General features: G+C 71.1%; 12 protein-coding genes. 9 read left to right on the forward strand and 3 right to left on the reverse strand.

What is annotated here, in order from left to right:
* Positions 1–39 precede the first annotated feature (39 nt).
* Complete coding sequence (locus tag DQ392_RS28625; RefSeq protein ID WP_114018544.1) at positions 40–234, reverse strand: type A2 lantipeptide; 195 nt, start codon at positions 232–234, stop codon at positions 40–42.
* A gap of 375 nt (positions 235–609) precedes the next feature.
* On the opposite strand from DQ392_RS28625, the gene DQ392_RS28630 reads away from it, so the two are divergent.
* The 8 genes from DQ392_RS28630 (at position 610) to DQ392_RS28665 (ending at position 8,722) form a co-directional block, all read left to right on the forward strand.
* Positions 610–1,437: a TrmH family RNA methyltransferase gene (locus DQ392_RS28630; protein WP_114018545.1), complete on the forward strand. Its 828-nt coding sequence runs from the start codon at positions 610–612 to the stop codon at positions 1,435–1,437.
* 145 nt (positions 1,438–1,582) lie between these two features.
* Positions 1,583–2,026, forward strand: a complete 444-nt coding sequence (locus DQ392_RS28635; protein ID WP_114018546.1) for a hypothetical protein — start codon at positions 1,583–1,585, stop codon at positions 2,024–2,026.
* Between the two features lie 10 nt (positions 2,027–2,036).
* Positions 2,037–4,439: a DUF6571 family protein gene (locus DQ392_RS28640; RefSeq protein WP_114018547.1), complete on the forward strand. Its 2,403-nt coding sequence runs from the start codon at positions 2,037–2,039 to the stop codon at positions 4,437–4,439.
* A 229-nt stretch (positions 4,440–4,668) separates the two neighbouring features.
* Positions 4,669–5,046 carry a hypothetical protein gene (locus DQ392_RS28645; protein ID WP_147266589.1) on the forward strand — a complete coding sequence of 126 codons (378 nt, stop codon included), beginning with the start codon at positions 4,669–4,671 and terminating at the stop codon, positions 5,044–5,046.
* Positions 5,047–5,233: 187 nt separating this feature from the next.
* Complete coding sequence (gene npdG / locus DQ392_RS28650) at positions 5,234–5,947, forward strand: NADPH-dependent F420 reductase (protein WP_425470622.1); 714 nt, start codon at positions 5,234–5,236, stop codon at positions 5,945–5,947.
* A gap of 78 nt (positions 5,948–6,025) precedes the next feature.
* Positions 6,026–6,685: a hypothetical protein gene (locus DQ392_RS28655; protein ID WP_245982062.1), complete on the forward strand. Its 660-nt coding sequence runs from the start codon at positions 6,026–6,028 to the stop codon at positions 6,683–6,685.
* A gap of 222 nt (positions 6,686–6,907) precedes the next feature.
* The gene (locus tag DQ392_RS28660; RefSeq protein WP_114018551.1) at positions 6,908–8,467 is read left to right on the forward strand and encodes an MFS transporter; all 1,560 of its coding nucleotides are present in this window, start codon (positions 6,908–6,910) and stop codon (positions 8,465–8,467) included.
* 45 nt (positions 8,468–8,512) lie between these two features.
* Positions 8,513–8,722, forward strand: a complete 210-nt coding sequence (locus tag DQ392_RS28665; protein ID WP_114018552.1) for a hypothetical protein — start codon at positions 8,513–8,515, stop codon at positions 8,720–8,722.
* Positions 8,723–8,973: 251 nt separating this feature from the next.
* Here the strand turns inward: DQ392_RS28665 and DQ392_RS28670 are convergent, their stop codons facing one another.
* Positions 8,974–9,771 (reverse strand): site-2 protease family protein, encoded by a 798-nt coding sequence (locus DQ392_RS28670; protein WP_114018553.1) that lies wholly within the window; start codon positions 9,769–9,771, stop codon positions 8,974–8,976.
* Between the two features lie 506 nt (positions 9,772–10,277).
* Positions 10,278–10,682, reverse strand: coding sequence for a ChaB family protein (locus tag DQ392_RS28675; RefSeq protein WP_114018554.1), 405 nt, complete (start codon positions 10,680–10,682; stop codon positions 10,278–10,280).
* Positions 10,683–10,849: 167 nt separating this feature from the next.
* On the opposite strand from DQ392_RS28675, the gene DQ392_RS28680 reads away from it, so the two are divergent.
* Positions 10,850–14,272, forward strand: a complete 3,423-nt coding sequence (locus tag DQ392_RS28680) for an AfsR/SARP family transcriptional regulator (protein ID WP_114018555.1) — start codon at positions 10,850–10,852, stop codon at positions 14,270–14,272.
* The last annotated feature ends 2 nt before the right edge of the window (positions 14,273–14,274 follow it).

The following is a 14,274-nucleotide window of genomic DNA, read 5'->3' on the forward strand; positions in this document are numbered from 1 at the left end:
ATGTCAGCCGATGACACCTTCACGCGCCGGGCGACTCGTTCAGGACTGGGCGCCCAGGGTGACGCCGACGCTGGGCAGGCCGTCGGTGCTGACGCCGTTGACGGTGTTGCCGACCAGGCCTTCCACGCCGCCGACGGTCGCGCCGGCCTCGTTCACGGCCTCGTTGAGGATGCCGCCGGAAACGGCGTCCAGCTCGGCGTCGGCAAGCTCAGCGGTCTCGATGTGGTGACGCATGAATGCGTTTCCCTTCATTGCTTCCGGTTTTATGAGGGGGAATCACCCCAGGCGGCGTGAATAACCGATCAGGGCGCTCATCAGTCGGGCCAGGACAGGCCCGGAAAAACGGGCACATCCGAAACCGGTAGCAGCGGTTCCGCCCGACTGTGCGAAGAGCAGAACATGCGAGTCAGGCCGCTCGCCACTTGAGTGGCCAGCCGTCTCAAGATCTCCACATGGTGCACCCGACGTTTATGGACCGGCACATCCTCTTCTTGGCGACTCCCCCCCCGCCCGTCTGGGCGTGCCACGGCCCTTCCCCCGCCCGCCCGGGCATGCCGCGACGGCTTCCCTCGCCCGCTTCGGCGAGCCCCGGCGGCTACGCTCGCCCGCATGCACACCGTGCGGATCACGACCCGCAACGCCCGTTTCCAGCAGTGGCACGCCCTCCTGGCCAACCGCACCAAGCGGCAGCGCGGCGGGGAGTTCCTCGTCCAGGGCGTACGCCCCCTCACGCTGGCCGTCGAACACGGCTGGCCGCTCACCGCCCTCCTCCACCCGGCGGGCCGCCGCCTCACCGACTGGGCGCGCTCCCTCCTGGAGGCACCCGAGGTGCCAGGCGACCGCGTCGCCATGGCCCCCGAACTCCTCGCCGAACTGAGCGAACGCGAGGAGGGCGACGCCGAACTGGTCGCCGTCGCCCGCATGCCCGACGACGACCTGAGCCGCATCCCCGTCGGCCCCTCCTTCCTCGGCGTCCTCTTCGACCGCCCCACCAGCCCCGGCAACATCGGCACCCTCATCCGCTCCGCCGACGCCTTCGGCGCCGACGGCCTCGTCGTCACGGGCCACGCCGCCGACGTCTACGACCCCAAGTCCGTCCGCGCCTCCACCGGATCCCTCTTCTCCCTCCCCGCCGTCCGCATCCCCTCGCCCCGCGACCTCGACGCCTGGCTGCGCCACCACGACATCACCCTCGTCGGCACCGACGAAGCCGGCGACGACCTCCTCCACGACACCGACCTGACAGGACCGACCCTCCTCCTGATCGGCAACGAGACCACGGGCCTCAGCAACGCCTGGCGCGACCGCAGCCACCGCACCGCACGCATCCCCATGCACGGCGCCGCCAGCTCCCTCAACGCCGCCAACGCCGCCACCGCCGTCCTCTACGAGGCGGCCCGCCAACGCCACATGGCCGCCCGCACCGGAGCCGCGTAGTCCGCAGACCACCGGCCGGCAACAGTTGACGCCAGGCGTCCGGGGGACTGTATGGTCACCCCTTGTCACGGTACGCACCCACACGGACACAAAGCGCGGTGCGAGAACACGGGGGATCGAGTTCGCCGACGACAGGGGGGAAGGCATGTCCTTCGAGCAGGAGTGGTCCCGCGCGAGTGAGACCGCCATGCGACTCAACGGGGCCGGGAGCGCCCCGACAGGGGGCGGAGGCAGGGCGGACCTGGTCGTCACGCCCTCCGACAAGGCAGCCGCCGCCAAGTTCATCAAGGAAGACCTCGGCCCGGCGGCCACCTACGAGGGCGGCAAGGCGACACTCGCCTCGACCAGCGTCTTCGGCAGCAGCAACACCACCCACGGCGTCCTGCGCGGCTGGGACACCCGCAAGGGCCTGGACTTCTGCCTGGAGCGCTGGGGCGAGGCGTGGCAGAAGATCTCCCACCGCTTACGTGGCGAGATGAACGCCCTGTACGGCACCAAGACCGCGTTCGAGGTCTCGGAAGCCGACCGGGTCCGCAGCCTCAACAAGGCGCTCGAGCCGGTGCACGGCAGCCGTCTCAACGACCTGTGAGGCGCGCGACGTGGAACTGACCTACCACGACATCATGAACGCCGACTTCTCCTCCCTCACCGAAACAGCCAAGAACTGGCGCATCCTGAGGGACCGCTGCGACATCTTCCACGACGCCTACCACGGCAGCGTCCGGAAAAGGCTCAAGGGCTGGTCAGGAGAGTCGGCGGACGCCTTCTGGAAGTCCTCGAAGATCACCGCACACGAGTTCGCCGCGGCCAAGAAGCAGGCGGGAAAGATCGCGGATCTGCTGGACGACTGCCACAACCGGCTCACCGCCGCCCGCGAACACCTCAAGACGGTCCGCGACCAAGCCGTCCACGAGGGCGGCATGAAGGTCGACGCGTACGGCAAGTGCAACCTCGACACCAGCGGCATGACGAGCGGCGAGGCACAGAGCGCGCTGCGCGACCCCGGCCGCGCTGACGAGGAGACCAAGTGGAACGGCCGCATCAGGGACGCGGTCAAACACGTCGACGACGTGGACCAGGAAAACATGCTCACCCTCAAGGCCGCCGCCACGGACGAGGACGGCAAGGGCGAGGACGGCGGGTTCAACAGCGAGGCCGTCGGAGATGTGGAGAAGTACGCCGGCAAGCGCGCCGCCGCCCTGATCGAACGCCTCGACTCACGTGAGCAGAACGGCGGGCTGAGCCCAGCCGAACGGCACGAGTTGCAGGTACTCCTCCGGACGGACCCCGACGACGAACAGTTCAGCCGCACGCTGCTCAACTCCTTGCGGCCCGACGGGCTCATCGATGCGACGAACCAGCTGAACGCGTTGGCCTACCGCGTCGACAAGGACAATCAAGGCGCCTACCTCGGCATGGAGAAATCGCTGGCCACGTCACTGGCCTCGGCGACGAGAGTCCCGGTCTTCCGTGACGGGAATGGCAAGAAGATCAAGCCGAGTTCACTCGAGTACGGCAAGAAGTACACATCCTGGCTCGGCAGCCAGGATGGCGCCTTCTATGGCAAGTGGCGCGAGCACATGCGAAAAGCGGGCGCCGACGAGTGGTCCTACACGCTGCGGGACGCCGGTGGTGTCGGTGGCAGTTCCTACCAAGGCCGCGGCTATCAGAGCCTGATCACCCTCATGAAACACGGCGACGGCTACTCTCCGCAGATGCTCTACGACCTGGGCGACGACATCCGTGCCGCAGAGGAGAAGCACCCCGACATCTGGGACCACGGGGGCTTCGACAAGGGAGTCTCCGAAGGAAGCCTTCTTCCTGAGATGAGGAACAGCACCTTCGAAAACGATCCGTATGACGGTCTTCTGAGAATCATGTCCAAGGACCCGGAGATCGCCGCAGGCTACCTGGATCCCGCATCCGACGCAGACCTGTCCGACGACGAGGTCAGCAAGAACGACCGCATGAAGTACCTCGTCCACGACCGGGACTGGGAGATCGTCGATACCGGTCGCTACGACGATCACGGCAAACTCGACAAGGATGCGCGGGAAGGTTTCGAGGCCGCGCTGAAGGCCGGCGCCACGGGACGCCTTCCGGACGCCGTGGTGACCAAGGACGCCCCGCTTCACTCGGCGGAGAACGCCGGAGTCATGGAAGAGGCCGTGCGGGTGTTCGGTGGGCCTGCCCGGGAGGGGGAGGTCTCACCGCTCGCCAAGGGCGAGGACTTCACCGGATTCCGGGGAACGCTCGGCGAGATGATCGCCGACTACCCAGGAAACGTACAGCGAGAAATGTACGGGGACAAGGAACTCCCCGTAAGAGGTCACGTGGCGAACTTCGACGCGGGCGCGCTTCACGAGACCCTGAACCAGGTGGGACGCGACCCGTACGGGTACGGGGTGGTTCAGGCATCCCAGCAGATGTACACAGTGGAGCACTTGCAGGCAGTGATGCGCGATCTCCCTCATGGAGCCGATGCCAGCGATGTCCGCGACTATGTCGGCGACGCCGTAGTGGGCGGGGCATATGTCAACGGAGTTCTCAGTGAGGCCCGAGCCGACGCGCTGTTTGACGACAAGGTCGCGGAGGCCAGGGACTTCAACGAGAAGGCGGATGAAGCGAGCGAGTGGGTGAACAGATTTGTAGGTCTCGGGACCGGAAACCTGGGAGGTGACGGAGGGGGCGGGGCCCTTGTGTCAACTCCGGTTGGTTGGGCTCAGGAGGAACTGTCTTCCGCGGTTGTGGAGCATATCAAGAGGGACCTGCCCCAAGAGGCGGCGAAGGGCGATGTGGAAAGTAAATATAATTTCACGAGCACTCAGGAGAGCGTGAGAGATTTTTACCGGGGCTGGGCCGAGAACTTTGGCAAGGACTCAGGTCTGAGAGCGGAGATCCTTGAAGGGGCGATCGCCGGTGCGCGAAGGGAAGCCATTGCCGGGTTCCAGGATGGCGCAGGGACGTCTCGCGGCCACGCGACTGTCGAGCCCACAGAATAGGCTGACAATGAATCGGGTTTCGCGCGGTGGAAGATGTCTCCGGGCATTCACCCTTCTGGCCTGCTGCGTTGCGCTTGTTTCCGCGTGCGCTCAGCAGCCGGAGCGAGAATACGCTGTTCCTGACACCTTCTGTGGGCTGAGGCTACCGAAAAAGAGCTACTCTGCTCTTTTTGGCCCAGGTGAAAGACTGTCGCGGCAGGACAAGCAGGACGAGTTGGGGAGTTTGCGGGTGGCTGCCCAAGGGTGCACGTACCTGGTCGACGGATTGCCTGTCGTTTCGCTGTCCGGAAACTGGGTGAAAAAAGGAGACGAGGTGGAGCCCTCGACTCCTTTTGAGGTGATCGAGTCCTACGGCGCTCGGAACACGTCACGTGAGTACGCAGGCCGCTACGATGTGGCCACCTGGTCTGCCGGCGCCGTCGCTGCTGTGGACTGTCCGCGCCCTGAAGGTGACTTGCAGGTTGATTTCACCAGGTTTCTTCTCGATGTCCACGCTAATGACACCCCGCTCACTGACGATCCCGACCGTTCCCGAAAAGTGTTTGGTGATCTGGCTCAATCTGCCATGACCGAGGTGGCAAGCGAGTTCCACTGCGAGGGGCAGTGACCTTCCGAAGTCGAGGACGACCCCGAGCGGGCGCACGAGACGTTCGGGAAGTTGGCGCAGGTCGTGATGGCCGAGGCCGCGGGGAAGCTGTCGTGTGCGCACGGGTGACGGGCGCGTGGGGGTGGCGTGATCACCTTCACGGTGCCTGTCGGCCGCGCGCGGCGCGGAAGGTGGCAGTATGCGCCGTATGAATGCAGCTGCCTCTGACGCCGCCGGCAACACCGCACCGAAGAAGGACCCGTGGGACCTGCCTGATGTGTCCGGGATGACCGTCGGCGTGCTCGGCGGGACCGGGGACCAGGGGCGGGGGCTGGCGTACCGGCTGGCCCGGGGCGGCATGGCCGTCACCGTCGGCTCGCGGGCCGCGGAGCGGGCCCGGCAGGCGGCCGAGGAGATCGGGCACGGCGTCGAGGGGGTCGACAACGCCGAGTGCGCGCGCCGCTCCGACATCGTGATCGTCGCCGTCCCGTGGGAGGGCCACGCGAAGACGGTCGAGTCGCTGCGCGAGGAGCTGCGCGGCAAGCTGGTCGTCGACTGCGTCAACCCGCTCGGCTTCGACAAGAAGGGCGCCTACGCGCTGGTCCCCGAGGAGGGCAGCGCGGCCGAGCAGGCCGCGGCGCTGCTGCCCGAGTCGCGGGTCACCGCGGCCTTCCACCACCTGTCCGCCGTGCTGCTCTCCGACCCGGAGGTGGAGGAGATCGCCACGGACGTGATGGTGCTGGGCGAGAAGCGCGCTGACTGCGAGATCGTGCAGGCGCTCGCCGCCCGCATCCCCGGGATGCGGGGCGTCTTCGCGGGCCGGCTGCGCAACGCCCACCAGGTCGAGTCGCTGGTGGCCAACCTCATCTCCGTCAACCGCCGCTACAAGGCGCACGCGGGCGTCCGTCTCACCGACATCTGAGCCGCCGCGCACGAAACGGCGGCGGGCACAGATACGGATACGGGCACGAATACGGGCACGGGCATGGGTGCGGGTGGGGTGGGGAAGCGCAGAATCCCCGGCGGCGGTCTGACGGTCGCCGCCGTGGTGGCGGCCGTCCTCGCGGCGTGCTCGGGGTACGGCGGTACGAGGGACGAGCATGAGGGCGGCGAGGAGGCGAAGCCGGCCCGGTCGCCGCTGAGTGTCGGCGCCCTGCGGAAGCTGGCGGCCGAGCCCGGAAGCAGCTGTCCCGTGCCCTACGACGTGCCCGCCGCGCTGCGGGCCGCGGGCGCGGAGGTCGGCCGTGTCGAGTCCGGGTCCGTGGACGGCGAGTTGCCCGACGACCTCGACACCCCGCTGGCGCGGGCGGACGGCGCACTCGTCGGCTGCGGCTACCGCGTCGGCGCCGAGCGGGCCCGTCTGTTCACCGTGGGGGTGGCCCGGGGGTACGCGGTCGACGTCATGCTGCCGCAGATCCAGCACGACGCCCGGATGGGGCGGGGCGCGCTGCGCCGGTACGCGCAGGAGGTCCACGAGGCCGAGCCCGGTGACGCTCCGCTCGTCGCGCCCGGCGGCAACGTCGCCGCTGTCCGGCTTCCGACGGCCGGCGGCGGGGACCTGGCACTGGTGGTCACGGTCGGCGACGACGGCAGGACCCGGTTGTCCCGGCACCGGGTCAGCGCCCTGACACAGAACCTGGCCCACCAGGCCCACCGCTGAGGTCTCCAGGGGGCTCCCGCCCGGCCCCGCGCAGCCCGCCCGGCTTTGCGCGGGCTCCCGCCCGGCCCCGCGAGGGTCCGCGCAGGGCCCGAACGGAGCAGGTATCAGCCGCGGGGGTGCGGGAACCCGCTGTCGTCGGACATGCGGGTCGCGCGTGCCCCGCCCATGATGGGGTGAGCGGTGACCGGCCACAGGGGCGTGCGCGCCCGCCAGGAGGCACGGATGGGACAGGAGCCGGCGCCCGCCACCGGGCGGACCGGGGCGAGCGGGACGACGGCGAACGGCAACGGCGCGAACGGGGCGAACGGCCCGGGCGGCTCGGACGGCGCACGCGGCGCCCACGGCACGGGCGACGCGGCCTACACGCCCGACCCGAGGCGCTGGAAGGCGCTGACGGTGTGCCTGCTGGTCGGCTTCATGTCGTTGCTGGACGTCTCGATCGTGAACGTCGCTCTTCCCGCGATCGAGCAGGGGCTCGGGGCTTCGGAGTCCGCTCTCTCGTGGGTGGTGTCGGGCTACGCGCTCACCTTCGGTCTCGTGCTGGTGCCCTCGGGGCGGGTCGGTGACGCGCTGGGCCGCCGTACCGCCTTTCTCGGCGGGCTCGTCCTGTTCACCGCCGCGTCGATGGCCTGCGGGTTCGCGCAGGGGGCCACGTGGCTGGTGATCGCGCGGCTGGTCCAGGGCATCGGGGGCGGCCTGATCATGCCGCAGATCTCCGGCATGATCCAGCAGCTCTTCCGGGGTGCCGAGCGCGGCAGGGCGTTCGGGCTGCTGGGCTCCACGATCGGCCTTTCGACGGCTGTCGGGCCGCTGCTGGGCGGGCTGCTGATCCAGGCTTTCGGCGCTTCCGAGGGCTGGCGGTGGGTCTTCTTCGTCAATCTGCCCATCGGGGTGGTGGCCTTTCTCCTGGCTCTGCGGCTGGTTCCGCCGGCGTGTGCGGAGCGCGACACGGCGCACCGGCAGTCGCTCGATCCGGTCGGTGTCCTGCTGCTGGGGGCCGGGGTGATCGCCGTGATGCTGCCGCTGGTGCAGGAGAGGCAGTGGCACGGGCAGACCAAGTGGCTGCTCGTCCCGCTGGGTGCGCTGCTCGCCGTGGTGTTCCTGTGGTGGGAGCGCAGGTATCTGCGGCACGGCAAGGCGCCTCTGGTGGACCTGCGGTTGTTCAGCGAGCGGTCGTACTCGCTGGGTGCGCTGCTGGGACTGCTCTACTTCGCCGGCTTCACGACGATCTTCTTCATCTTCACGCTCTTCCTGCAGAACGGGATGCGCTACAGCGCCCTTCAGGCGGGGCTGACTCTCACGCCGTTCGCTGTCGGCTCCGCGGTCTCGGCCGTTGTCGGCGGTCGTTTCATCACCCGGGTCGGGCGTCCTTTGATCGCCGCGGGACTGGTCCTGGTACTGCTGGGGCTCGGTGGTGCGAGCCTCGCCGTGCACGAGGTGCAGAACAGCGCCGTCGGCTGGGCCCTGGTGGCGCCGATGCTGTGCGCGGGGTTCGGCTCGGGGCTGGTGATCTCCCCGAACCAGACGCTCGCCCTGCAGTCGGTGCCGGTCGCGCAGGGGGGTGCCGCGGGGGGTGTCATCCAGACCGGTCAGCGGATCGGCTCCGCCGCCGGGATCGCCGCTGTCGGTGCGGTCTTCTTCGCCTGGCTCGCCAGCAGCCGCAACTGGGCGACGGCGCTGGACTTCGGACTGCTCACGGCGCTGTGCTTCGTCGCGGCCGCGCTGGTGGTGGCCCTGATCGACGTGGTGTACGGGCGGCGGCTCGCCCGCCGGGAGGGGTGAGGGAGAATGGCGGGCGCACACCCGTCTCTCATTGGAGTCAGCGCCATGTCAGCCCCCGCCCGCCGCGCCCCCAGGGGCCTGGCCCTCTACGCGACCGTCCTGTGTCTGCTGGCCGTCGTCGCCGCCGTGGTCTCGTTCGCGAACGGCAAGTGGTTCGGCGTGCTCTGGGTGCTGGTGGCTGGTCTGACCTCCAACATGGCGTGGTACTACCACCGCCGTCGGCCGTCGTCCGCGCCGACGGAGAGCGCGGGCTGAGATCCGGGACGAGCGAGCTGAGGACCGGGGCGGGAGGCCCTAGGTCGTGTCTTCAAAGTCCCGCCTGCCTGGCGGTGTCTGGCACGCACGCTCGCGGCGTTGCCGTCGGTCGCCGCTTCCCCCAGGGCTCGGCTTCGCTCGCCCCGGGAGGTGCCCCCACGCAGGGACTCCCTCCTCCGCCTTGCGAGCGCACGCACCAGACACCGCCAGGCCCGCCCTCCGGGCGGACGCCGCTACTTTGAAGACACTCCCTAGGGGAGCAGTACGTTCTGGGGTTCGCCCTGCCAGAAGCGGAAGTACTCCAGGCCGAGGTAGGTCTCCAGCTCGGAGACGCCCATGCCGCGCAGGATGGTGTCGATCACGTCCCAGAAGACCGCGTTGACCTGGGGGATCCACAGGCATCCGAAGACGATGAGGATTCCGAAGGGCGCGAAGGGTTCGGCCTGCCTGCGGGCGGCGGGGGAGAGCCAGGGTTCGATGACCCCGTAGCCGTCCAGGCCCGGTACGGGCAGCAGGTTCAGCAGCGCGGCCGTCACCTGGAGCAGGGCGAGGAACGCGAGGGCGCAGCGGAAGGCGACCGGCACGTCGTGCACGCCGTGCAGCCAGAAAGGCGCGGTGAGCACCCCGGCGAACAGCGCGTTGGTGGCGGGGCCCGAGACGGAGATGAGGCTGTGCTTCCAGCGTCCGGTGATGCGGCCGCGTTCGATGTAGACGGCCCCGCCGGGGAGGCCGATGCCGCCGAGGATCACGAAGACCACGGGCAGCACGATGCTGAGCAGCGCGTGGGTGTAGCGCAGCGGGTTGAGGGTCAGGTAGCCCTTGGCACCGACCGAGACGTCTCCCGCGCCGAGCGCGGAGCGCGCGTGCGCGTACTCGTGGAGGCACAGGGAGACGATCCACCCGGCGACGACGAAGAAGAAGACGGAGACACCCGTCACGTCCGCCCAGCCGTACCAGACGGCCCAGCCGGAGACCGCCATGATCGCGACAAGCCCGAGGAAGACCGGGCTGATCCGGTGGTGTTCCGGATGGGGAGAGGCGCTGGTCATGGGGTCTGACCGTACCGGCAGGACGCGGGCCCCGCGAACCCCGCACGCGGTGCCTTCCGCGCGGCGCCCCGCACGCGGAGCCCGCGGGTGACTCCCCCCGCGCCGCTTTCTGAGCGCGGACCCGGCCGCTCTCGTCGTGCGTACGGGTCTCGCCCGGGGCGTGCGTGCCGTGCTCCTGCGGGAGGTGCGTGCGCCTCGCCACGGCCGCATCCGCGACGCTTTCGTGATCGAGAGCCGCCGCACGCACCACCGGGTGGTCTGCACGAGCAGGCGGGGGCACGCCTCGGGTTACGCGAATACGCCCAAGTGGGTTCGCGGGGCCGACTGCCACCGCGTCTGAGACGACGCCTCGACGGCACACGGACGGAGTGCCGCACACCGGCCACACCAGCCGCCGCAGGCCGCCGGCCGGTCGCCGCACCCGCGGGCCCCACGCCCGCGGGTGCGGCGACCGGCCCGCTCCACCGCCGCGCCCACAGCCGTCGCGGTGCTCGCTCCGCGACGGTTCAGCCGGAGCGGGCCTTTCGCGTCCTGGCCCTGTTGGCCTTGCGGATGGCCGCTTCCAGCTCCGGCTTCGTCATCCGCGACCTGCCCTCCACCCCGAGCCGCTTGGCCACCTCGTACAGGTGCTGTTTCGGTGCGCCCTCGTCGACACCCTGACCGCTGCGTCCGCCCCGGCCGCGCGGGCGTGCTGACTGCGGGTCGGACGGTCCCTTGCGGGCGTCCTTCTTGCGCTCCCAGTGGTCGCCGACCTTCTCGTGCGTGTGTTTCAGCGCGCCGTACGCCGTCTGGTGGGCGCGCCGCCCCTCGCCGTACTCCTTGACGGCCGAGTCGTGCGCCTTCGCCCAGGTGCGCCGGGCGCTGTCCGGGGAACGGCGGAGCGTCGAGGGCAGCTCCTCGCGAGCGGGCATCGGGGTACCTCCGCTGGCAGTGCGCGTGCGTACGTCGGCCGCCGAGTGCCCCGCCGCGAACCGGGCAAACCCGCCCGTACGGCTTCGCCGGGCCCGACGCGGTGGCACGGCCTGGCCCGGCACGGGCGCCTCCCTCGGGAAGGGGCCCCGAGAGGCCCGGTGGCAGTATGTGGGGGGTGCGCTACCTCTACCGCGTTCTGGGTGCCACGCAGGTTCTCCGCGAGGACGGCACGGCCGTGCCGGTCGGCGGGGCGCGGCTGCGTGCGCTGCTGACCGCGCTGGCCCTGGCGGGTGGACGCGCCGTACGTCCCGGGCAACTGGCCGCCGCAGTGTGGGCCCAGGACGAGGACGCACCCGCGGACGAGACGGCCGCCGTGCAGGCGCTGGTGGGCAGGGTGCGCAGGGCGTTGGGGCGGGACGCGGTCGTTTGGGCGGAGGGCGGCTACCGGCTGGCGGTGACGCGCGACGACGTCGACCTCTTCCGGTTCGAACGGCTGGCGGACGAGGGCGCGGACGCGCTCGCTGACGGCGATCCCGTCAAGGCGACGGCGCTGCTCGACGACGCTCTCGCGCTCTGCCGTGGCCCGGCGCTGGCCGACCTGCCCGACGGGGGCGGGCCCGCCGCGGTACGGGCGGCGGACCGCGAACTGACCGCGCGCCGCGACCGGATGCGCGCCGCGCTCGCCCTCGGCCGGGCCGAGACGGTGCTGCCTGGGGTGCGCGAGCTGGCCGCCGCGCACCCCCTCGACGAGTCCCTCCAGGCGCTGCTGCTGCGCGCGCTGCACGGTGCGGGCCGCACCGCCGAGGCGCTGGCCTCGTACGAGACCGTCCGCGCCAGGATCGCCGACCGCCTGGGCTCCGGCCCCGGCGCCGAACTCCGCGCGCTGCACGCGGCGTTGCTGGCCGCCGACGACCCCGCGCCGGACCCGTCCTCCCCGGCCGGCCTCTCCTGTCTGCCCTCCCCGGCATCCCCTTCTTCCCCGCCCGCCGGGTCCGTCCGGCCGGTCGGCAACCTGCGGGCCCGGCTGACCTCCTTCGTCGGGCGGGACGAGGAGATCGGCGCGCTCGGCCAGGAGCTCGGCGGCGCGCGGCTGGTGACGCTCACCGGTCCTGGCGGCGCCGGGAAGACCCGTCTGTCGTTGGAGACGGCGGCCCGCACCGGTGCGGAGGGTGGCGCCGCGTGGAGGGACGGCGTGTGGGTGGCCGAACTGGCGTCCGTACGAGGGCGGAACGGGCCCGCCGAGGTCGCCGAGGCCGTCCTGACCGCGCTCGGCGGCCGGGAGACCGTCCTGATCGGCTCCAGCGCCGAGAGCCTGCACGCGGCGGCCGACCGCACGGCCGGGGACCCTGTGGCCCAGCTCGTCGAGCACTGCGCGGCCCGCCGCATGCTGCTGGTGCTGGACAACTGCGAGCACGTCATCGACGCGGCCGCGCGGGTCGTCGAGACGCTGCTCGTGGAGTGCCCAGGAGTGACCGTGCTCGCCACCAGTCGCGAACCGCTGGGCGTGCCAGGGGAGTCGGTGCGGCCCGTAGGGCCGCTGCCCGAGCCCGTCGCGCTGCGGCTGCTGGCCGACCGGGGCGCCCGCGCGCGTGCGGGGTTTTCCACGGACGAGGATCCGGAGGCGTGCGCGGAGATCTGCCACCGCCTCGACGGGCTGCCGCTGGCGATCGAGCTGGCCGCGGCCAGGCTGCGCTCGCTCACCCCGGGCCAGCTCGCCCGGCGCCTCGATGACCGGTTCCGGCTGCTGACCAGCGGCAGCCGTACCGTTCTGCCCCGGCAGCAGACTCTGCGGGCGGTCGTCGACTGGTCGTGGGAACTGCTGGAGGAGCCCGAACGCGCCGTGCTGCTGCGGCTGTCGGTCTTCGCCGGCGGCTGCGAGCTGGAGCAGGCCGAGGAGGTGTGCGCGGCAGCGCGGGAGGGCGGCGCCGGTGCCGACACCGCCGCGCTCCTGAGTTCCCTTGTCGACAAGTCGCTGGTGGTGGCCGCGCCCGGCGACGGCCGCGGCGCCGGGATGCGCTACCGGCTGCTGGAGACCGTCGCGGAGTACGCCGCCGAGAAGCTCGACGCGCTGCCCGGCGAGCGGGAGCGCGCCGAGGCCCGTCACCTGGTCGCCTACCGCGAGCTGGCCCGCACCGCGGACCCGCTGCTGCGCGGGCCCCGGCAGGCCGTCTGGCTGGAGTGCCTGGAGCGCGAGCACGACAACATCCGCACCGCGCTGCGCCGCGCCGTCGCCGCGGGCGAGGAGCAGGAGGCACTGTGCGTGATCCTGTCCATGGGCTGGTTCTGGCAGCTGCGCGGGCACCGCGCCGACGCCCTCACCTGGGGTGAGGCCGCCCTGCGCCTGGGTCCCGCCCCCTTCGCGGAGCAGCGCACGGTGCCGCCGCTGTACGAGTCGGCCACCCACCACCCGCCGCCCATGAGCGAGGAACAGCTGTGGGAGGCCAGACGCGGGGTGCGGCTGATGGTCCTGGCCGACGCCGAGGAGGGCGTCGAGCGGTTGCGGAGCCCCGAGCGGCAGGCCGAACTGGCCACCATCATGCGCTCCTACACCCCCGGGATGCCTCAGGTCTGCCGTATCCCCGGCTGTATGTGGATGTTCGCCTGGCTCCACAGCGGCAACTACGAGGCCCTCCACGACCTGACCGACGCACACGTCCAGGGCTGCCGCGACCTGGGCTACGAGTGGGAGCTGGCCTTCGCGCTCCAGCTGCGCTCCAAGATCGGCGCGGACGTTCCCGACGCGTGGGACCAGACCGGTGTCGACGCGGACGAGAGCCTGGAGATCTTCCGCAGGCTCGGGGACGCCTGGGGAGAGGCCGAAGCGCTCGCAGGCCGGTCCGAAGCGCTCAGCGCCCGCGGCGAGTTCGCCCGAGCGGCGGCCGATTGCAGGCTGGCCATCGCCCGCGCCCAGGAATTGGGCGCGCACAGCCAGGTGCCGCGGTTGAAGTCCCGGCTCGGCTCCGTGCTCGTGGAGCTGGCGGACCCGGAGTCGGTCGCCGAGGGCGACCTTCTGATGCGGGAGGCGACCGAGGAGGCCAAGTACGCCGGAGGGGGCGGGCCCAACTTCGCGTCGATCCAGCTGGCGGCCCACCTGATCCGCACGGGAGAGCCGGACGCGGCACGGGCGCTGCTGGAGCCGCTGGAGCGGGAGTTCGAGGACAGGGTGCCGCAGCTCTTCGTGGGGATGGTGCAGGGCATGCTCGCCTGGTCGCACGTCGTGGCGGGGAGACCTGCCGAGGCCCTGGCCAAGCTCAGGGTGTCCATCGGCAGGACCTGCGAGGCGATGGCGGACGTGGTCAGTCCGCAGCTGACCCAGAGGCAGCTCGTCACGGCCGCACGGGCGATGGCCGCGCTCGGGAGGGGCGCGGAGGCGGGGCGGCTGCTGGGTGCCGCCGACGCCCTGACCACCCTGCCGAGCGGGCCGTTCCTCCCCCCGGCCGAGCGCGAGGCGCGCCAGGCCGCCGAGGAGGCGGTGCGGGCCGTGCTGTCGCCTGGCCAGTACGCCGACACCCACAGCGAGGGCGGCGGCCTCACTCTCGAGGAGGCCGTCGCCCTCGTCCAGGGGACCCGGCGGGAGGCGGGTGCCTGACG

Source organism: Streptomyces reniochalinae, assembly GCF_003323735.1.
GTDB classification, from domain to species: domain Bacteria; phylum Actinomycetota; class Actinomycetes; order Streptomycetales; family Streptomycetaceae; genus Streptomyces; species Streptomyces reniochalinae.